Origin of the sequence: Pseudomonas sp. FP2335 (assembly GCF_030687535.1) — a bacterium.
Classification (GTDB): domain Bacteria; phylum Pseudomonadota; class Gammaproteobacteria; order Pseudomonadales; family Pseudomonadaceae; genus Aquipseudomonas.
Map to the genome: position 1 here is coordinate 4818379 of NZ_CP117437.1, position 21053 is coordinate 4839431.

Annotated in this window: 15 protein-coding genes and 1 pseudogene; 13 read left to right on the forward strand and 3 right to left on the reverse strand. The window is 62.5% G+C overall.

The features are described from left to right. Nucleotides 1–17: 17 nt before the first annotated feature. The gene (locus PSH81_RS21675) at nt 18–974 is read right to left on the reverse strand and encodes a glucokinase (RefSeq protein ID WP_305391457.1); all 957 of its coding nucleotides are present in this window, start codon (nt 972–974) and stop codon (nt 18–20) included. Further along, nucleotides 971–2797: a phosphogluconate dehydratase gene (gene edd, locus PSH81_RS21680; protein ID WP_305391458.1), complete on the reverse strand. Its 1827-nt coding sequence runs from the start codon at nt 2795–2797 to the stop codon at nt 971–973. Before edd ends, PSH81_RS21675 begins: the two co-directional genes overlap by 4 nt. A 221-nt stretch (nt 2798–3018) precedes the next feature. On the opposite strand from edd, the gene gap reads away from it, so the two are divergent. From gap to PSH81_RS27620, 8 genes and pseudogenes are all read left to right on the forward strand, one after another. Next, nucleotides 3019–4020 (forward strand): type I glyceraldehyde-3-phosphate dehydrogenase, encoded by a 1002-nt coding sequence (gap, locus tag PSH81_RS21685; RefSeq protein WP_192299486.1) that lies wholly within the window; start codon nt 3019–3021, stop codon nt 4018–4020. A gap of 226 nt (nt 4021–4246) precedes the next feature. Further along, entirely contained in the window at nt 4247–4765 is a 519-nt protein-coding gene (locus PSH81_RS21690) for an RNA polymerase sigma factor (protein ID WP_305391459.1), read from the forward strand. Nucleotides 4766–4826: 61 nt separating this feature from the next. Further along, nucleotides 4827–5795, forward strand: a complete 969-nt coding sequence (locus PSH81_RS21695) for a FecR domain-containing protein (protein ID WP_226456276.1) — start codon at nt 4827–4829, stop codon at nt 5793–5795. Between the two features lie 115 nt (nt 5796–5910). Continuing rightward, entirely contained in the window at nt 5911–8481 is a 2571-nt protein-coding gene (locus tag PSH81_RS21700; protein WP_305391460.1) for a TonB-dependent receptor, read from the forward strand. A 135-nt stretch (nt 8482–8616) separates the two neighbouring features. Then, on the forward strand, nt 8617–9225 hold the full coding sequence (locus tag PSH81_RS21705; protein WP_192299490.1) for a biliverdin-producing heme oxygenase: 609 nt from the start codon (nt 8617–8619) through the stop codon (nt 9223–9225). A gap of 170 nt (nt 9226–9395) precedes the next feature. Further along, nucleotides 9396–9797 carry a YbaN family protein gene (locus PSH81_RS21710; protein ID WP_226456278.1) on the forward strand — a complete coding sequence of 134 codons (402 nt, stop codon included), beginning with the start codon at nt 9396–9398 and terminating at the stop codon, nt 9795–9797. Nucleotides 9798–11112: 1315 nt separating this feature from the next. Further along, nucleotides 11113–11169: pseudogene (locus PSH81_RS27615) on the forward strand (hypothetical protein); the annotation flags it as partial. A 201-nt stretch (nt 11170–11370) separates the two neighbouring features. Further along, nucleotides 11371–12075 (forward strand): methyl-accepting chemotaxis protein, encoded by a 705-nt coding sequence (locus tag PSH81_RS27620; RefSeq protein WP_370694925.1) that lies wholly within the window; start codon nt 11371–11373, stop codon nt 12073–12075. A 168-nt stretch (nt 12076–12243) separates the two neighbouring features. On the opposite strand, the gene PSH81_RS21720 is transcribed toward PSH81_RS27620, so the two are convergent. Continuing rightward, nucleotides 12244–12807, reverse strand: coding sequence for a nitroreductase family protein (locus tag PSH81_RS21720; RefSeq protein ID WP_305391462.1), 564 nt, complete (start codon nt 12805–12807; stop codon nt 12244–12246). Nucleotides 12808–12946: 139 nt separating this feature from the next. Between PSH81_RS21720 and PSH81_RS21725 the strand changes: the two genes are divergently transcribed. The 5 genes from PSH81_RS21725 (at nt 12947) to PSH81_RS21745 (ending at nt 20866) form a co-directional block, all read left to right on the forward strand. Further along, nucleotides 12947–14374, forward strand: coding sequence for a di-heme oxidoredictase family protein (locus PSH81_RS21725; RefSeq protein WP_226456281.1), 1428 nt, complete (start codon nt 12947–12949; stop codon nt 14372–14374). A gap of 31 nt (nt 14375–14405) precedes the next feature. After that, nucleotides 14406–15470: an imelysin family protein gene (locus PSH81_RS21730; protein ID WP_226456282.1), complete on the forward strand. Its 1065-nt coding sequence runs from the start codon at nt 14406–14408 to the stop codon at nt 15468–15470. A 2-nt stretch (nt 15471–15472) separates the two neighbouring features. Continuing rightward, complete coding sequence (locus PSH81_RS21735; protein ID WP_305392800.1) at nt 15473–16570, forward strand: DUF1513 domain-containing protein; 1098 nt, start codon at nt 15473–15475, stop codon at nt 16568–16570. Nucleotides 16571–16705: 135 nt separating this feature from the next. Further along, nucleotides 16706–17836: an efflux RND transporter periplasmic adaptor subunit gene (locus PSH81_RS21740; RefSeq protein WP_305391463.1), complete on the forward strand. Its 1131-nt coding sequence runs from the start codon at nt 16706–16708 to the stop codon at nt 17834–17836. Nucleotides 17837–17839: 3 nt separating this feature from the next. After that, the gene (locus PSH81_RS21745; protein WP_305391464.1) at nt 17840–20866 is read left to right on the forward strand and encodes a multidrug efflux RND transporter permease subunit; all 3027 of its coding nucleotides are present in this window, start codon (nt 17840–17842) and stop codon (nt 20864–20866) included. Nucleotides 20867–21053 lie beyond the last annotated feature (187 nt).

Sequence of the window (21053 nt, forward strand, 5' to 3'; positions counted from 1 at the left end):
GAAGAGGCCATCGCTGCCTACGCAAAAGCCTGTTCAAGCGCCACGCCCGCGCCAGTCAACCCGGAATAAGGCGCCGTCACCAACCACACCGGAATACCTTTGAAATAGTCACTCATGCAGCCTTTGTCGCGAAAGCTCTTGGCGAAACCGCTGGCGATAAAGAAGTCGGCAAACCTCGGTATCACCCCGCCCACGATATACACACCACCGCGCCCGCCCGTGGTCAGCACGTTGTTGCCGGCCACGCGGCCCAGCCAGATGCTGAACTGGTCCAACACTTCCATCGCCACCGGGTCGCCGGCCAGGCCTGCGGCCGTGATGGCTTCGGGGGTTTCCAGCACCGGGGTATGCCCGTCGACGGCACAAATCGCCCGGTACAGACGCGGCAAGCCACCGCCGCTCAAGGCGGTTTCGGCGCTGACATGGCCGATTTCAGAGTAGATGTGCTGCCACAGCTGGGTCTCTCGCGGGCTGCTCAATGGCAGGTCGACATGGCCGCCCTCCCCCGGCAGCGCCGCAAAACGCCCGCCCCCCAGGTCCAGCAGCGTGCCGACGCCCAGGCCGGTGCCCGGGCCGATCACCACCGCCGGGCGCAACGGTTCCGGCGTGCCTTCGCAGACCACGCGGAATTCGCCGGGTTTGAGGCGGGTCATGCCGAGGGCCATGGCCGAGAAGTCATTGACCAGCAGCAGTTCGTCTACCTGCAAGGCCTTGCAGAAAGCCGCCCTGCTCAAGCGCCAATGGTTGTTGGTGAACTTGAATTCATCGCCACTCACGGGACCGGCCACCGACAGGCACACCGCGCCAATGTCGCCGATGTGCAGGCCTTCTTCCTTGAGGTAAACCTTGATCGCATCCTCAGGGCTGGCATAGTCCGCCGTTGCATGCACGCGGATCGAATGCAGCTCCTGATCGCGCCACAACGCAAAACGCGCGTTGGTTCCACCAATATCACCGACCAGCGCAAGCTTCACTTAAGCGTCTCCAGGGCAGAGGTAAAGGCGCTGGCGCCCTGCTCTGCGGAGCTTGCGGCCAAGCGCATAAATGCAAACAGCTCGCGACCGGCCCCCACGTTGTTGCCCAGAAGGCCCGTGGCCGGCGCGCGCGCTGCAAATTCTTCGGCGTCCACCTTGAGCTCCAAGGTGCCTTTGACGCCATCCACGCGAATAATATCGCCATCACGCACCCGCGCCAGTGGCCCGCCGCTCTGGGCTTCGGGGTTGACGTGGATCGCGGCGGGAATCTTACCCGAGGCGCCGGACATGCGCCCGTCTGTCACCAACGCAACCTTGAAACCACGGTCCTGCAACACGCCGAGGAACGGGGTCATCTTGTGCAGTTCGGGCATGCCGTTGGAGCGCGGGCCCTGGAAGCGCATCACCGCGACGAAGTCTTTTTCCAACTGGCCGGCCTTGAAGGCATCGGCGAGGTCTTGCTGATCCTGGAACACCACCGCCGGCGCTTCGACGATCTGGTGCTCAAGGGCCACGGCCGAGACTTTCATCACGCCACGGCCGAGGTTGCCTTCCATCACGCGCAAGCCACCTTCCGGCGAGAACGCGCGGGCCACGGGGCGCAGGATGCTTTCGTCGAGGCTCTCGATCGGGCCGTCGCGCCAGATCAGCTCGCCGTCGACCAGGAACGGTTCCTGGGTGTAGCGGCTCAGGCCCTTGCCCGCCACGGTGTTGACGTCTTCGTGGAGCAGGCCGGCTTCGAGCAGTTCGCGGATCAGGAACGACATGCCGCCAGCCGCCTGGAAGTGGTTGATGTCGGCCTTACCGTTTGGATACACGTGGGACAGGGTCGGCACCACCTCGGAGAGGTCGGCCATGTCGTCCCAGGTCAGGATGATGCCCGCCGACATGGCGATCGCCGGCATGTGCAGGGTGTGGTTGGTCGAGCCGCCAGTGGCGTTGAGGGCAATGATGGAGTTGACGATGGACTTCTCGTCGACGATCTCGCCAATCGGCATGAAGCTGCCGTTGGCCTTGGTCAGGCGCGTGACCTGGTGCGCGGCTTCGCGGGTCAGGGCGTCACGCAGCGGCGTGTACGGGTTGACGAACGAGGCGCCGGGCAGGTGCAGGCCCATCACTTCCATCAGCAATTGGTTGGTGTTGGCGGTGCCGTAGAAGGTGCAGGTGCCGGGGCTGTGATAGGACTTCATCTCCGATTCCAGCAGTTCTTCGCGGGTCGCCTTGCCTTCGGCGTAGCGCTGGCGCACGTCGGCTTTCTGCTTGTTGGAGATACCGGACGGCATCGGCCCGCCGGGCACGAAAATCATCGGCAGGTGACCGTAGCGCAGCGCGCCCATCATCAGGCCGGGGACGATCTTGTCGCAGATGCCCAGCATCAGCGCGGCGTCGAACATGTTGTGGGACAGCGCTACCGCCGTGGACATGGCAATCACTTCGCGGCTGAGCAGGCTCAGCTCCATGCCGGGCTCGCCCTGGGTCACGCCGTCGCACATGGCGGGGGTGCCGCCGGCGAACTGGCCGACCGAGCCCACTTCGCGCAGGGCCTTCTTGATCTGTTCAGGGAAATGTTCGTACGGCTGGTGCGCCGAGAGCATGTCGTTATATGACGAAACAATTGCCACGTTGGCGGCATTCATCATGCGCAGACTATTTTTATCTTCAGTGCCGCAACCGGCCACGCCGTGGGCGAAGTTGGCGCATTGCAGCTTGCCGCGCATCGGACCGTCGCTGGCTGCGCCGCGAATGAGCGCAAGGTAAGCCTCGCGGGTGGCGCGGCTACGGGCGATAAGCCGTTCGGTGACCTCAAGAACGCGGGGATGCATGTGTAGAACTCCAGGCTAACGGATGTGGCGACCTGAGTGTCTATGCTGATCAAACGCCCGCTAACCATGGGATGGCAGGGTGTCGTTTGAATCATCGGACCAGTTGATTCAGGTCACTCGTTGTAGATTGAACAAAATATTGCCACTAAAAAGGCTTGTTTTCTATTTTTATGCGAATAATCTTGTAATTCTTACAACAAATCGACGACAGGCACTTTCCAATGACTCTTCGTATCGCAATCAATGGTTTTGGCCGTATCGGCCGTAATGTCCTGCGCGCACTGTATACCCAAGGCTACCGCCAGGATTTGCAGATCGTCGCCATCAACGATCTGGGCGACAGTTCGATCAACGCCCACCTGCTCAAATTCGACACCGTACATGGCACTTTCGAAGCAGAGGTCGCCCACGATCAGGAAAGCCTGACCGTCAATGGTGACCGGATCGCTGTCAGTGCCATTCGCAACCCGGCCGAACTGCCGTGGGCCGCGCTGAATATCGACGTGGTGTTCGAATGCACCGGCCTGTTCACCGACCGCGCCAAGGCTGCCGCCCATATTACCGCCGGCGCACGCAAGGTGATCATTTCCGCACCGGCCAAGGGCGCGGACGCCACCGTCGTCTACGGGGTGAACCACGACATTCTGCGCCAATCCCACCAAATCATCTCCAACGCCTCGTGCACCACCAACTGCCTGGCGCCGGTTGCCCAGGTATTGCACCGCGAACTGGGCATCGAAAGCGGCCTGATGACCACCATTCATGCCTACACCAACGACCAGAACCTGACCGACGTCTACCACACCGACCCGTACCGCGCGCGGTCGGCCACCCAGAACATGATCCCGAGCAAGACCGGCGCCGCCGAAGCGGTCGGCCTGGTGCTGCCGGAACTGGCAGGCAAGCTGACCGGCATGGCCGTGCGTGTGCCGGTGATCAACGTGTCGCTGGTCGACCTCACCGTGCAGTTGAAGAAGGAAGCCACGGCCGAAGAAGTCAACGCGCTGCTCAAGGAAGCCAGCCAGCACTCGAAAATCCTCGGTTACAACACCCTGCCGCTGGTTTCGAGCGACTTCAACCACAACCCGTTGTCGTCGATTTTCGATGCCAATCACACCAAGTCCACTGGCAAATTGCTGAAAGTGCTGGCCTGGTATGACAACGAGTGGGGGTTCTCCAACCGCATGCTGGATAACTGCCTGGCGCTGTGCAACGCCGAATAACGGCCCAGTAGAAATCCCCACGGGAGTTGGCTTGTGTGGGGCTTGTGTGGGAGCGGGCTTGCTCGCGAAAGCGGTGGGTCAGTCGACATCTTTATCAACTGACAGACTGTATTCGCGAGCAAGCCCGCTCCCACATTTGTCCTGCGCCAACCCTCCCAAAAGTGCTCCTTGCTATTTGAGTTGATGATAAGCATTATCATTAACTGCAAATCGGTCTGGTACCCCTGTGAGCCAATCTCGCTTCAACCAAGTCTTTATCACCCAACGGGTGATTCTGCTACGCACCTTGCAGCGGATGGTAAATAACCCCAGCACCGCCGAGGACCTCTTGCAGGAAACCTACCTGCGTGTCACCCGCGCCCTCAGCGAGCGGCCGATCGACCACCTCGAACCCTTCGTCTATCAAACCGCACGCAATCTGGCGCTGGATCATCTGCGCTCACGCAGGATCCAGGCCCGTACGTTGCAGGAAGATGTCCCGCTGGATGTCCTGCAAAGCGTCGCCGCCCCCATCAGTACGCCCGAAGACGCGACCCAGGCCGAGCAACTGCTGGAACACCTGAGCGTCAGCCTCGGCCAGTTGAGCGCCCGCCAGCAGCAGATCTTCATCCTCAACCGCCTGCACGGTTGCAGCTACCAGGAGATTGCCGATCAGTTGGACGTGTCCTTGAGCACCGTGCAAAAGGAACTGAAGTTGATCATGGCCATCTGTGTAGGTGTGGCCGAAAGGCTGGATCGGCCTTAAGCTTCACCCGATTCAGCTGTAGGAAAGATCAATAAAACGTGGCGAAGACCCGAGGAACACCGTGACGGACCCGAATAAACTGCGCCCCCATGAGCTGGCTCATGAGGTGTTGCAAGACACGGCTATGGACCAGGCCCTCGACTGGCTGATCACCTTGCAGTGCCCGCAGCCTGGGCAGCAGGCCGAGTTCCAGGCCTGGCTGGCCAGCGATCCGGCCCACGTCCACGCTTTCGCCAAGGCCCAGGCCGCCTGGGGGGGCGCGCCGGTGCACAGCGCTGCCGTCGCCCTCGCCGCGCCGCGCAAGCCGAGTGCCTGGCGCCGGCTCAAACCGCATTGGAAACCCCTGGCCACCGCCGCCGTGCTGCTGATCGGCCTGTTCAGCTTCAGCAACCTGCCGGTGCGCCTGCAAGCCGACCACCTGACCGTGGTCGGCGAGCGCCAGCGCCTGCAACTCGACGACGGCGCGAAAGTGCTGCTGAACACCAACTCGGCGTTTTCCAGCAGCATCAAGGACCACCAGCGCGTTGCCCGCCTGTATCAGGGCGAAGCGTTTTTCGAGATCGCGCCCAACCGTGGCCTGCCCCTGGAGATCGACGCCGGCCCGGTGCGCGCCAGCGTGCGCGACACGGCCTTCGCCGTGCGCTACCTCAACGGCGAGGCCCAGGTGCAAGTACAACGCGGCGACGTGGACCTGAGCAACACCGTCGACGACGCCCGTGTGCGCCTGAGCGCCGGGCAGAGCATCCGCATCGGCCCCAAGGGCTTCGGCCCACCGGCCAAGCTGGATGCAGACAAGGACCTGGCGTGGGTCGAGGGCCGGCTGATCTTTGAAAACTGCCCCATGGGCGAAGTGCTCGCCGAGCTGCGCCGCTACTACCCCGGCTGGATCGTCAATAACAACGACCAGCTCGCCAGCGTCGCCGTGACCGGCAACTACCGCCTCGACCAGCCCTTGGACGTGGTGCGCTCCCTGGCACACATCACCTCGGCCAAGCTCTCGGAATACCCCGCGCTGGTGATCCTGAACTAAATGAGAATTATTTTTACTCGATAGCCTGCGACGGTACGTCTCGTCTTAGCCAATGCAACTGATTCCTATTTGGTTCGGTTCGCAACTATAAGATTCGTACTCCGGAGCGCTCTCGATGTCCTCTCGTTTCAATCGCCGGTCTTCTTCGCCCGTCTTGTCCTTGCTGACCGCCGCCATTCTGCTGGCCGGCGCGCCGGTGATGAGCGCCAGCGCCGCCGAACCGGCGCCACGCAGCCACGGCAACTACAACTTCAGCATCGCCCAGCAACCGCTGGTCTCGGCGCTGAATGCCTTCACCGGCGTCACCGGCTGGCAAGTCGGCCTGCCGGCGGAACTGGGCCAGGGTGTCTCGTCCCCCGGCGTACGCGGCCCGCTATCAGCGGAAAAGGCCCTGGACCAGCTGTTGGTGGGGACCAACCTGAGCTACCGCAAACTGGGCAACAACAATATCGTCCTGGAAAAGCGCGCCGCCGGCAGTACCCTCAACCTGCAACAGGTGACCATCAGCGCCACCCGCCACGAACAGGATGTGAACAGCGTCCCCAGCACCGTCAGCGTGCATGATCGCCAGGAGCTGGACCGCCTCAACGTCGGCAACAGCCGCGACCTGGTGCGCTACGAGCCCGGCGTCTCCGTCGGCGGCGCAGGTACCCGCTCCGGTAATGCCGGCTTCAACATCCGTGGCATCGACGGCGACCGCATCCTCACCCAGGTCGACGGCGTTGAAGTGCCCGATCACTTCTCCAACGGCCCCTACGCGCAAACCCGTCGCAACTACGTCGACCCGGAAATCGTCAAGCGCGTCGAGATCCTGCGCGGCCCGGCGTCAGCCCTGTACGGCAGCAGCGCCATCGGCGGCGCAGTGAGCTACTTCACCCTCGACCCGGACGACATCATCAAGCCCGGCCAGGACGTCGGCGCCCGCCTCAAGACCGGCTACAGTTCCGCCGACGAGAGCTGGCTGACCTCCGGCACCGTCGCCGGCCGCGTGCAGGACTTCGACGGGTTGCTGCACCTGAGCCAGCGCAACGGCCACGAGACCGAATCCTACGACGGCAACAATGCCACCGGCCTGGCCCGCACCGGCGCCAACCCGGAAGACGCGCGCACCACCAACGTCCTGGCCAAGCTGGGCTGGAACTACGGCGACGAAAACCGCCTGGTGCTGACCTACGAGAAGTACAAGGACGACCGCGATACAAACCAGAAAAGTGCGGTAGGCGGCCCGTTCAACACCGGCTTCAACAGCAACCTGTACCGCGCACGCTCGGGCAACGACACCATCAGCCGTGAACGCTTCGGCCTGGAAAACACCTTCGCCCTCGACGCGCCGTTTGCCGATCACATCAAGACCAGCCTCAACTACCAGATCGCCAAGACCGACCAGAGCACCGCCGAACACTACGTGTCGGGTGCGCGCAACCTGCTGCGTGAGCGCGAGACGCTCTACCAGGAAAAACAATGGATCTTCGACGCCCAGTTGGACAAAGCCTTCGCCATCGGTGACACCGACCACGTGGTGACCTACGGCACCACCCTCAAACAGGCCAAAGTTACCGGCTCGCGTACCGGCAGCGCCACCTGCCTGACCGTCAGCACCTACTGCGCGGCCGTCGGTGGTCCCAGCAGCTTCGCCTCGGACAAAGTCACACCGGCCAGCGACTTCCCGGACCCGACCATCAACACCTACGCGCTGTTCGCCCAGGACCAGATCAGCTGGGGCGACTGGACCTTCCTGCCGAGCGTGCGTTATGACTACACCCAGCTCAAGCCCAAGCTGACCGAGGATTTTCTCAACGCCACCGACCCGAACCGCATCTACGCCCACGACGACAGCGACAAGACCTGGCACCGCGTATCGCCCAAATTCGGCCTGACCTACGCCCTGACCGATAACTACACCTGGTTCGGCCAGTACGCCGAAGGTTTCCGCACCCCATCGGCCAAGGCCCTGTACGGGCGCTTCGAGAATATCCAGCAAGGCTACGTGGTCGAACCGAACTCGGACCTCAAGCCGGAAAGCAGCAAGAGCTTCGAAACCGGCCTGCGTGGCAATTTCGAATCGGGCAACTTCGACGTGGCGGTGTTCTATAACAAGTACCGCGACTTCATCAACGAAGACGCCGCGCTGCTGTCCCCCACCGGCACCGCCTTCAAGGCCAGCAACATCAAGCGCGCCACCATCAAGGGCGTGGAAGCCAAGGGACGCCTGAACCTCGACGCCTTCGGCGCGCCGCAGGGCCTTTACTCCCTGGGTTCGGTGGCCTATGCCTACGGCCGCAACGAGGACACCGGCGAGCCGATCAATAGCGTCAACCCGCTCAAGGGCGTGTTCGGCCTGGGCTACGAGCAGCAGAACTACGGTGCGCTGGTCAGCTGGACCCTGGTCAAGAAACAGAACCGTGTCGACAGCGCGACCTTCTTCTCACCCGATGGCGACACCACCAAGGCCCCGTTCAAGACCCCAGGCTTTGGCATCGTCGACCTGACCGGTTTCTACAAAGTCACAAACGACGTGACCATCAATGGTGGCCTGTACAACGTGACCGACAAGAAATACTGGAACTGGGATGACGTGCGCAGCTTCGACAGCATCGGCGAAGCCGGCGTGACCGCGCCCGCCAACATCGACCGCCTGACCCAGCCTGGCCGCAACTTTGCGATCAACCTGATCTGGGACATCTGATAGCACCCGCCTCACCTCGTCGAAATTTCATCGACGGGGTGAGGTTTTTTTACTGTGCCGCGTCTTCCTGTTCGTCTATTTGATAACGGCTCTCTTTAAGAGCAACAAGGCGCTCCCCTTCTCAAGGACTTTTCCATGACCGCTACAGCTACCGCAGAACGCCCACACCTGCGCTCCCAGCGCCTGAACCAGATCACCCACGCGCCACACGCCCAGCTTGATGCCCTCGTCAAAGCCCACGCTCCGTTCGAAACCCAGGCCAACTTCGCCCGTTTCGTGGTCGCGCAGTACCTGTTCCAGTCGGAACTGGTGGCCCTGTACACCGATGCCGAACTGATCAAGCTCATCCCGGACCTGGCCGAGCGCTGCCGTGCCGACGCCGCCAAGCTGGACCTGGCCGACCTCGACACCGAAGTGCCCGCACCCGTGGCCGGTGCGGTGAGCAACCCGAGCAAGGCCGAAGCCCTGGGCTGGCTGTTCGTGTCCGAAGGCTCCAAGCTGGGCGCCGCGTTCCTGATCAAGCGCGCGGTAGGCCTGGGCCTGAGCGAAACCTTCGGTGCCCGTCACCTGGGCGAGCCCGCCGGTGGTCGCGCCGAAGGCTGGAAGCGCTTCACTCGCACCCTCGACGCGCTGCAGTTCAGTGCTGAAGAAGAAGCCGCGGTGGAAAAAGGTGCTGTGGATGCGTTTGTACGCTTCACCGTATTGCTGGAACAGGCGTACGCTAGCGCCCCTGAACTGGCCTGACCCTTGGTTGGGATGCAATCAAAAATGTGAGAGCGGGCTTGCTCGCGAATACAGTCTGTCAGTCGATAAAGATGTCGACTGGCACACCGCCTTCGCGAGCAAGCCCGCTCCCACACAAGCCCGCCCCCACATTCTGGTCTCATTTCATATTGAATCCCTGCGATACCCCCATGACCGGCAAAACCCAATCCACCTCGAAAATCGCCCGGCTCCTCTTCGGCCTGCTGGCCTACGTCAGCCTGGGCATTGGGTTGATCGCGATTGTCGTGCCGGGTTTGCCCACCACTGAATTCATCCTGCTGGCCGCCTGGGCCGCCACCAAAAGCTCGCCACGCCTCAGCGCCTGGCTGGAGAACCACCGCCTGTTCGGGCCGATCCTGTTCAATTGGCGCAACGGCAAGATCATCGCCCGGCGCGCCAAGGTCAGCGCCACCGTGAGCATGCTGCTCTGCGCCGGCCTGATGCTGGTGATGCTCGATCACGGCTGGCCGATCTACCTGGCGATTGCCGGAATGAGCCTGGGCAATCTGTGGATATGGTCTCGCCCCGAACGACTCGCACAGCCCGTGTAACGCAGGCTATAGGTGTTTTCCTACCGCTCATCGCCTGCTGCTCATGAATAAATTTGTTACGCCGATGTTTCAGACATAGCGCTGAAGGGACTTGGCCTGCACTGCGTGCCTTCCAACAACTCCATTCGCGAGTGAGCCTATGTTCAACACCCTCTCCATCCGCCTGAAAATCGTGCTGCTGTCCGGCCTTTGCCTGTTGGGGGTGATAGCCCTGGTCGTCAGCATCAATATCTACAACACCAACCAGAATGATCTGTTGGTCAGCGATTCAAGCTCGCGCATGCTCACCGCCAGCGTGGAACAACTGCTGCAAGCCAGGGCCGCCGAGCAAGCGGTGCAGTTGCAAAAAACCTTCGGCGACAGCCTGATGGCGCTGACCGCGCTGGCCGACCAAATCAAGGACTTGCGCATCATGGCCAGCAAGCGTGGCCTGGAAGCCGGCGCACTGCGCGAAGAAATCAACCAGAGCCTGAAAACCACCTTCGATCGCAACAGCAAAGTGCTGGGTTTCTGGCTGTCATTCGAGCCCAACGGCCTCGACGGCAAAGACAGCGAATTCGTCGATGACAAGGCGCGCGTCTCCAACGAAAAAGGGCGCTTCTCCAGCTATTGGAGCCGTGCCGGCGGTGAAGGCTTGAACACCATCATGGTCGAAGAAGACCTGAACAAGACCACCCTCACCCTCAACGGTACGCCCTACAACATCTGGTACACCTGCCCACGGGACACCCGCAATACCTGCTTGCTGGACCCGTATGAGGATACGGTGGCCGGCAAAAAGGTACTCATGACCACCATCGCCTCGCCGCTGATCGTGGAGGGCAAACTCATCGGCGTCATCGGTGTCGACATCGCCCTCACAGCCCTGCAAGCAACCGCCGACGCTGCGCAGAAGGACCTGTTCAACGGCGCAGCGCACCTGGAGATTCTCTCCAGCACCGGCCTGATTGCCGCCTACAGCGGCGAGCCGGCCAAGGTCGGCAAGAACCTGGTCGACACCCTCGGCGCCGAGGGCAAGGAAATCGTGCAGTTGCTGGCCAGTGATAAACCCATGATCCGTGAACAGGCTGACACCATCCGCGCCGTGTACCCGGTCAAGCCGATTGCCGACGCCAAAGCCTGGGGCGTGGTGATCAAGCTGCCAAAAGCGGTGATGCTCGCCGATAGCGTCAAGTTGCAGGGGGTACTCGACAACGCCCAGGCAGCCGGTACGCTCAAGGCCCTGCTGGTGGCCGCCGCCGCTGGCCTGCTGGGCTTGCTGCTGATCTGGCTGACCGCCACCGGCGTGACCCGCCCGATCAACAGCGTGGCCGCCATGCTCAAGGACATCGCCAGCGGCGACGGCGACCTCACCCAACGCCTGACCTATAGCAAAAAAGACGAATTGGGCGAGTTGGCGAACTGGTTCAACCGCTTCCTCGACAAGCTGCAACCGACCATCGCGCAGATCAAGCAAAGCATCACCGAGGCACGCGGTACGGCCGACCAATCCTCGGCCATCGCGCGCCAGACCAGCGAAGGCATGCAGGTGCAGTTCCGCGAAATCGACCAGGTAGCCACCGCCTCGAATGAAATGAGCGCCACCGCCCATGACGTCGCCAACAGCGCCTCCAATGCCGCCAGCGCGGCACGCGGTGCTGACCAGTCGGCGCGGGAAGGCCTGTCGATCATCGAGCAGAGCACCCGCGACATCACCACCCTGGCCGAAGAAGTCAGCAAGGCCGTGGGTGAAGTTGAAGCCCTGGCGGTCAACAGCGAGCAGATTGGCTCCGTGCTGGAAGTGATCCGCAGCATTGCCGAGCAGACCAACCTGTTGGCACTCAACGCCGCCATCGAGGCGGCACGCGCCGGCGAAAGCGGCCGGGGGTTCGCGGTAGTGGCCGACGAAGTGCGCAACCTGGCCAAGCGCACCCAGGACTCGGTGGAGGAAATCCGCGTGGTGATCGAACGTATCCAGAGCGGCACACGGGGCGTGGTGGCAACCATGCACTCGAGCCAGAGCCAGGCCCAGAGCAATGCCGGGCAGATCCATCAGGCGGTGCAGGCGCTGGGCAAGATCAGCGATGCGGTGACGGTGATCAGCGACATGAACCTGCAAATCGCCAGCGCCGCCGAGCAACAGAGCGCGGTGGCCGAAGAGGTCAACCGCAACGTCTCGGCGATCCGTACGGTGACCGAGACACTCACCGGCCAGGCCACCGAGTCGGCGGCGATCAGCAGCCAACTGAATGCATTGGCCAGCCAGCAGATGAAATTAATGGATCAGTTCAGGGTTTAGTCCCCAACCCCAAGAACAATGGCCCCCCCTGTGGGTGCGGGGCTTTTGTGGGAGCGGGCTTGCTCGCGAAGGCGGCGTGTCAGTCAATTCATCTCTGACTGATCCACCGCCTTCGCGAGCAAGCCCGCTCCCACACAAGCCCGCTCCCACATTTAGATCACGTTGGTCTTAATGACCCGGCCAGGCTTGGACAAACGCCGCCACATCTTCCTTCGCCGCCGTACGCGGCGGGTTCTGCGGCGTACCCAGGTAGAGGAAGCCAATCACTTGCTCATCCGCCGTCAGCCCCAAGCCTTTGGCCAAATGCGCCGAGTAGGACAATTCGCCGGTGCGCCACACCGCGCCAATCCCCTGGGCGTACGCCGCCAGCAAAATGCCATGGGCCGCGCAGGCCGCCGCCAGCAATTGTTCGGACTTGGGCACCTTGAAGTGTTCCTGCAAACGCGCAATCACCACCACCACCAACGGCGCACGCAGCGGGCCGTTCTGGGCCTTGTCGATCAGCGCTTGCGGGGCATCGGCGTCTTGCAGGCGTGCCGCTTCGGCCAGCAACGTGCCCATCTGCTCGCGAGCGGCGCCTTCGACGGTGAGGAACCGCCAAGGGCGCAACTGGCCGTGGTCCGGCGCGCGCATGGCGGCGGCGAACAACACGTCGCGCTGCTCCTGGGTCGGCGCAGGTTCCAACAATCGCGGCACGGAAACACGGTTGAGCAAAGCGTCGAGAGCCTGCATTGGCCACCTCCAGAAAAAAATGTGCGGTCATTCTAGCGGGAATGCGGCACCACCCACCAAACGATAATTGCTCTTATTCATTCGGCCCTGCCCTGTTAGACTTTGCGACCTTATTTTTGCCCGCCGTTCAGGAAATTCGATGTCCCGTTGGCTTTTTCCCGTGTCCGCTGCTTGGTTGGCCTTGAGCCTGACCGCCTGCGACGACGCGCCCAGGTTTACCAAGGCCGAGCCGGGTGAATCACGGGCGGGCGGCGCTGCGACCGTGAACAAGCGCGACCAGAACGCGTTTTCCCTACCCTCGGCCAACCTGTCGCCTACACGTCGCCTGGATTTCAGCGTCGGCAACAGCTTCTTTCGCAGCCCCTGGGTAATCGCGCCGTCCACCACCACCGCGCGTGATGGCCTGGGCCCGCTGTTCAACACCAATGCCTGCCAGAACTGCCATATCAAGGACGGTCGCGGCCATCCGCCGTTGCCCGACGCGGCCAACGCGGTGTCGATGCTGGTGCGCCTGTCGATCCCCGATGCGCCAGCCTACGCCAAGCTGATCGAGCAAGCCGGCGTGGTGCCCGAGCCCGTCTACGGCGGCCAATTGCAGGACATGGCAGTGCCCGGCGTAGTGCCGGAAGGCAAGGTGCGGGTCGACTACACGCCGGTCAACGTGACGTTCAACGACGGCACGGTGGTCGAGTTGCGCAAGCCAAACCTGCAGATCACCCAGCTCGGCTACGGCCCGATGCACCCGGACACACGTTTTTCCGCGCGTATCGCCCCGCCGATGATCGGCCTGGGCCTGCTCGAAGCCATCAGCGACGCCGACATCCTGCGCAACACCAGCGCGGACACCGCTGACGCAGACGCCATCGTCGGCCGTGCCAATCAGGTCTGGGATGACGCGCAACAAAAAACCGTGCTCGGGCGTTTTGGCTGGAAAGCCGGGCAACCGAACCTCAATCAACAAAATGTTCACGCGTTTTCTGGTGATATGGGCCTCACCACGTCCCTGAGACCCTTTGATGACTGCACCGATGCCCAAGTGGCCTGCAAACAGGCGCCCAACGGCGATGGCCCGGATGGCGAACCGGAAGTCAGCGACAATATCCTGCGCCTGGTGCTGTTCTACACCCGCAACCTCGCCGTGCCAGTGCGTCGCGACGTCGACACGCCGCAGGTACTCGCCGGCAAGAACCTGTTCTACAGCGCCGGTTGCCAGGGTTGCCACAAACCCGCGTTCACCACGGCCGCCAATGCCGCCGAACCTGAACTGGCCAACCAGGTGATCCGCCCCTACAGCGACCTGCTACTGCACGACATGGGCGAAGGCCTTGCCGACAACCGCAGCGAATTCAAAGCCGGTGGCCGCGACTGGCGCACCGCGCCGTTGTGGGGCATCGGCCTCACGCAGACCGTGAGTGGCCACACCCAGTTCTTGCATGACGGCCGCGCCCGCAACCTGCTGGAAGCCGTGCTGTGGCACGGCGGTGAAGCACAAGCGGCGCAGCAGCATGTGTTGTCCTTTAATGCCGAGCAGCGCGCTGCGTTGCTGGCGTTCCTGAATTCTTTATAAGCTTCGCCCCAATTACAGAAGGGAGCTCGACATGTTCCGTCCCAAGTTGTTGTTCACCAGCCTGGCCGCCCTCGCCCTGGGCGCCTGCTCGCCGCAAGACCCGCAAGCCGTGACCTCGGCGGCCATCGCCAAGCAAGTGATCCTGCCGACCTACAGCCGTTGGGTCGAAGCCGACCGCCAGTTGGCCGTCAGCGCCCTCGCCTACTGCCAGGGCAAACAGAGCCTGGACACCGCCCGCGCCGATTTCCTCCACGCGCAAAAAGCCTGGGCCGAGTTGCAACCGCTGCTGATCGGCCCGCTGGCCGAGGGCAACCGTTCGTGGCAGGTGCAGTTCTGGCCAGACAAAAAGAACCTGGTCGGCCGTCAGGTTGAACAACTCGTGACCGCCCAGCCGCAGATCGACGGCGCCGCCCTGGCCAAGTCCAGCGTGGTGGTGCAAGGCCTGTCGGCCTACGAATACATCCTCTATGACGCCAAGACCGACCTCGCCGACGAAGCGCAAAAAGCCCGTTACTGCCCGCTGCTGGTGGCCATCGGCGAGCGCCAGAAAGCCCTCGCCGAGGAGATCCTGGCGAGCTGGAACAGCACCGACGGCATGCTCGCGCAGATGAGCAAGTTTCCGAACCAGCGTTACGCTGATTCCCACGAAGCCATCGCCGATCTGCTGCGCGTCCAAGTGACCGCACTCGACACCCTGAAGAAGAAACTCGGCACGCCGATGGGCCGCCAGACCAAGGGCATCCCGCAGCCGTTCCAGGCCGATGCGTGGCGCAGCCAGTCGTCCCTGCAAAGCCTCGAAGCCAGCCTCGCGGCGGCCCAGACCGTCTGGGTCGGGGTCGACAACAAAGGCCTGCGTGGCCTGCTGCCGTCCGACCAGAAGCCATTGGCCGACAAGATCGACGCCGCCTACGCCGCGTCCCTGAAACTGTTCGCCAGCAACCAGCGCAGCCTCAACGAGCTGTTGGGCGATGACGCCGGGCGCCAGCAGCTCAACGACCTCTATGACAGCCTCAACGTGGTGCACCGCCTGCACGAGGGGGACCTGGCCAAGGCGCTGGGTATCCAACTGGGCTTCAACGCCAACGACGGTGACTGATGATGCTCAGGCGACAGGCTTTGGCCGTTGGCAGCGTGCTGCTCAGTGCTCTCACGCTAGGGGGCTGGACGCTGTTCAAAAGCAAGGACAAGGGCCCGCTGCTCTTGTCAGCGCGGGATGATGGCGACGGCAAGCACTACGCCGTAGGATTTCGCCTGGACGGCAAGCAGGTGTTTGCCACCCAGGTCGGCCAGCGCTGCCACGACATCATCAACCACCCGACACTGCCGATTGCACTGTTCGTCGCCCGTCGCCCGGGCACCGAGAGTTACCTGATCGATTTGCGCGATGGCACGCTGCTGCAGACCATCACCTCCCATGCCAAACGTCACTTCTATGGCCACGCGGTGATCCACAAGAGCGGCGACTGGCTGTATGCCACCGAGAACGACACGTCCGACCCCGGCCGTGGCTTGCTCGGAGTGTACAAATTCGAAGGCGAACGCCTGGTGCACTGCGGCGAGATATCCACCCACGGCATCGGCCCGCACCAGGTGTCATGGATGCCCGACGGTGAGACCCTGGTGGTGGCCAACGGTGGCATCCGCACCGAAGCCGAAAGCCGTGTGGAAATGAACCTCAACGCCATGGAGCCCAGCCTGGTGCTGATGCAGCGCGACGGCACGCTGATCAGCAAGGAAACCCTCGGCCAGCAAATGAACAGCGTGCGCCACATGGGGATCGCCAGCGACGGCACCATCCTCACCGGCCAGCAGTTCATGGGGCCATCCCAGGAGCGTTCCGAGCTGCTCGCGATCAAGCGGCCAGGGCAGCCGTTCGTGGCGTTCCCGGTGGCCGACGAGCAGTTGCAGGCCATGGGGCACTACACCGCCAGCGTTGCCGTGCACAGTGAATTGCGCCTGGTGGCGTTGACCGCACCGCGTGGCAATCGCTTCTTTATCTGGGACATGGACAGCGGTGCACTGCGCCTGGACGGGCCGTTGCCGGACTGTGCCGGCGTGGGTGCGGTGGCCGACGGCTTTGTCGTCACCTCCGGCCAGGGACGTTGCCGCTTCTACGATTGCCGCCAGACGCAATTGGTCGCAAAACCCTTGGAATTGCCGGCAGGGCTCTGGGATAACCATCTGCATCTGGTCTGACCCGCGCAGCCTGGAGGGGGCCAGCACTGGCCCCATTACCTGTCAGGTTTACCGGCTGGAAACCCCTCAATACCTGGAGTAATGTTCCGGACTTGTCTGTCTTCGTCTGTCCCAGTTTTTCCAAGGAATCGGAATATGCTGCGCCGTCGCATGCTGATCATGTTTGCTGTCGTGCTGTTCATTGTCCTGCTGCTGGGGGGCTATAAAGCCTTTTCCATCTACCAGCAGATCCAGGTCTTTGCCAAACCCAAGCCCCCCGTAAGCGTGGCCGTTGCCACCGCGACCGAGCAGCCATGGCAGCAACGCCTGCCGTCGGTGGGTACGCTCAAGGCCTTGCAAGGGGTCAACCTCAGCCTGGAGGTGGCCGGTACGGTCAAGGACGTGCAGTTCGAATCCGGGCAGAAGGTCAAGGCCGGGCAGCCCCTGGTGCAACTCGACAGCGCGGTGGAAAGCGCGCTGCTGGAAACCGCCCAGGCCGACCTGGGCCTGGCACAGCTCGATTACGGACGCGGCAGCCAACTGGTGGGCAGCCAGGCAATCTCCAAGGGCGAGTTCGATCGCCTCTCTGCACAACTGCAAAAGAACAAGGCCACGGTCAATCAGCTCAAGGCGTCACTGGCGAAGAAACACATCGTCGCGCCGTTCAGCGGCACCATCGGCATTCGCCAGGTGGACGTCGGCGACTACCTGGCCAGCGGCACGGTGATCGCCACCTTGCAGGACCTCAGCAGCCTCTACGTCGACTTCTACGTCCCCGAACAATCGGTGCCCAAAATCGCCCTCGGCCAGGCCGTGCAGGTGCAAGTCTCGGCCTGGCCAGGCCAGCAGTTCCCCGGCAATATCAGCGCGATCAACCCCAAGGTGGAAAACACCACGCGCAACGTGCTGGTGCGCGCCACCCTGGCCAACCCGGACGGCAAGTTGCTGCCCGGTATGTTCACCAGCCTGGACGTGTTGCTGCCAGATCCGACCGCGCAAGTCGTGGTGCCGGAAGGCGCGATCACCTACACCCTCTACGGCAATTCGGTGTATGCCGTGGCCGAGAAAAAGGCCGAAGACGGCACGCCGGAAAAAGACGCCAACGGCCAGCCCGTGCTGATCGCCGAGCGGCGCTTTGTCGAGACCGGTGAGCGCCGCGCTGGCCTGGTGTTGGTGAGCAAGGGCCTCAAAGCCGGTGAGCAGGTGGTCAGCGCCGGCCAGCTCAAGCTGGACAATGGCACGCCCATCGCCATCAGCCCGGACAAAAACCTGCCGGCAGGGCACTGAGCCATGAAGTTCACAGACGCCTTTATCCGCCGTCCGGTGCTGGCCATGGTGGTCAGCCTGCTGATCGTGTTACTGGGCATGCAGGCCTACAGCAAGTTGCCGCTGCGCCAATACCCGAGCATGGAAAACGCCCTGATCACCGTGACCACCGCCTACCCCGGTGCCAACGCCGAAACGATCCAGGGCTACATCACCCAACCGTTGCAGCAAAGCCTGGCGAGCGCCGAGGGCATCGACTACATGACCTCGGTCAGTCGGCAGAATTTCTCGGTGATCTCGATCTACGCGCGCATCGGCTCCAACAGCGACCGCTTGTTCACCGAGCTGCTGGCCAAGGCCAACGAGGTAAAGAACAAGCTGCCCCAGGACGCCGAAGACCCGGTGCTGAGCAAAGAGGCCGCTGACGCCTCGGCGCTGATGTACATCAGTTTCTCCAGCGGGCAATTGAGCAACCCGCAGATCACCGACTACCTGTCGCGGGTGATCCAGCCCAAGCTCGCGACCCTGCCGGGCATGGCCGAAGCGGAGATCCTCGGCAACCAGGTGTTCGCCATGCGCATCTGGCTCGACCCGGTGAAACTCGCCGGTTTCGGCCTCAGCGCCAGCGACATCACCGACGCGGTGCGCCACTACAACTTTCTCTCCGCCGCCGGCGAGGTAAAGGGCGAGTTCGTGGTCACCAGCATCAACGCCAACACCGACCTCAAGTCCGCCGAAGCGTTTGGCGCCATTACCGTCAAGGCCGACGGCGACAGCCGCGTACTGCTGCGGGATGTGGCACGGGTGGAAATGGGCGCGGAAAACTACAACGCCATCAGCTCGTTCGGCGGCACGCCGTCGGTGTACATCGGCATCAAGGCCACACCCAGCGCCAACCCGCTGGAGGTGATCAAGGAAGTGCGCAAGATCATGCCGCAGTTGGAATCCCAGCTGCCGCCCAACCTCAAGGCAGAAATTGCCTACGACGCCACGCTGTTTATCCAGGCGTCCATCAACGAGGTGGTCAAGACCCTGTTCGAAGCGGTGCTGATCGTGATCGTGGTGGTGTTCCTGTTCCTCGGCGCCCTGCGCTCGGTGGTGATTCCGGTAATCACCATCCCGTTGTCGATGATCGGCGTGCTGTTTTTCATGCAATTGATGGGCTACTCGATCAACCTGCTGACGCTGCTGGCGATGGTCTTGGCCATCGGCCTGGTGGTGGACGATGCGATCGTGGTGGTGGAAAACATCCACCGGCATATCGAGGAAGGCAAGACGCCCCTGGATGCGGCGCTCGAAGGTGCGCGGGAAATCGCCCTGCCGGTGGTGTCGATGACCATCACCCTGGCGGCGGTGTATGCGCCCATCGGTTTTCTTGAAGGGCTCACCGGGGCGCTGTTCAAGGAGTTCGCGCTGACATTGGCCGGCGCGGTGATCATCTCCGGCATCATTGCCCTGACCTTGTCGCCGATGATGTGCGCGCTGCTGTTGCGCCATGACGAAAACCCGTCCGGCCTCGCCCACCGCCTCGACCGCATTTTCGACGGCCTCAAGCGTCGCTACCAAAGCCTGCTGCACGGCACCCTGAACACGCGCCCGGTGGTGATCGTGTTTGCGCTGATCGTGCTGGCCCTGATCCCGGTGTTCCTCAAGTTCACCCAGTCGCAACTGGCCCCGGATGAAGACCAGGGCATCATTTTCATGATGGCCAGCGCGCCGCAACCGGCCAACCTGGACTACCTCAACACCTACACCGACGAGTTCGTAAAAATCTTCAAGGAGTTCCCGGAGTACTACTCGTCATTCCAGATCAACGGCTTCAACGGCGTGCAATCGGGCATCGGCGGTTTTCTGCTCAAGCCGTGGAACGAGCGCAGCCGCACCCAGATGCAAATCCTCCCCGAGGTGCAGCACCGCCTGGAGCAGATTCCCGGCCTGCAAGTGTTCGGCTTCAACCTGCCGTCCCTGCCGGGCACGGGCGAAGGCTTGCCGTTCGGCTTTGTGATCAACACCGCCAACGATTACGAGTCGTTGCTGGAAGTGGCCAACCGGGTGAAAAAGCGCGCGATGGAGTCGGGCAAGTTCGCGTTTGTCGACATCGACCTGGCGTTCGACAAACCTGAAATCGTGGTCGACATCGACCGCGCCAAGGCGGCGCAGATGGGCGTGTCGATGCAGGACCTTGGCGGCACCCTGGCGACGTTGCTGGCGGAGGCGGAGATCAACCGGTTCACCCTGGACGGGCGCAGTTACAAGGTGATCGCCCAGGTCGAACGCGCCTACCGTGACAACCCCGATTGGTTGAACAATTACTACGTGAAAAACAACAAGGGTGAGCTGCTGCCATTGTCGACGCTGATTACACTCTCCGACCGCGCCCGACCTCGGCAGTTGAACCAGTTCCAGCAGCTCAACTCGGCGCTGATCTCGGGTTTCCCGATTGTCAGCATGGGTGAAGCGATTGACACGGTGCGCCAGATTGCCATCGAAGAAACACCGCCCGGCTACGCGTTCGACTACAGCGGCGCATCCCGGCAATTTATCCAGGAAGGCACGGCGCTGTGGGTGACCTTTGGCCTGGCCTTGGCGATTATCTTCCTGGTGCTGGCGGCGCAGTTCGAGAGCTTTCGCGACCCGCTGGTGATCCTGGTAACGGTGCCGTTGTCGATCTGCGGGGCGTTGATTCCCCTGTTCCTCGGCTGGTCGAGCATGAACATCTATACCCAGGTGGGGTTGGTCACCTTGATCGGGCTGATCAGCAAGCACGGGATTCTGATCGTCGAGTTTGCCAACCAACTGCGCAAGGACAAGGGCCTGACACCTCGCCAGGCCGTGGAAGAAGCCGCGGCGATTCGCTTGCGCCCAGTGCTGATGACCACCGCCGCCATGGTGTTCGGCATGGTGCCGCTGATCCTCGCCACTGGCGCGGGGGCAGTGAGCCGGTTTGACATCGGCATGGTGATTGCGACGGGGATGTCGATTGGCACGTTGTTTACGCTGTTTGTGCTGCCGTGCGTCTACACCCTGCTGGCCAGACCCGATAAACCCTGAACCTTGTCCTGCGGGCCAATGCTGCTAAACCGAACCTTGTCCTGCGGGCCAATCCCCCTGACCCGAACCTTGTAGTGAGCGGGCTTGCCCGCGCTGGGGGGCGAAGCCGCCCTAAACGGTACGCCGCGGTGCATCAGAAAGACCGAGGTGCCGGGATTTGGGGCGGCTTCGCCACCCGGCGCGGGCA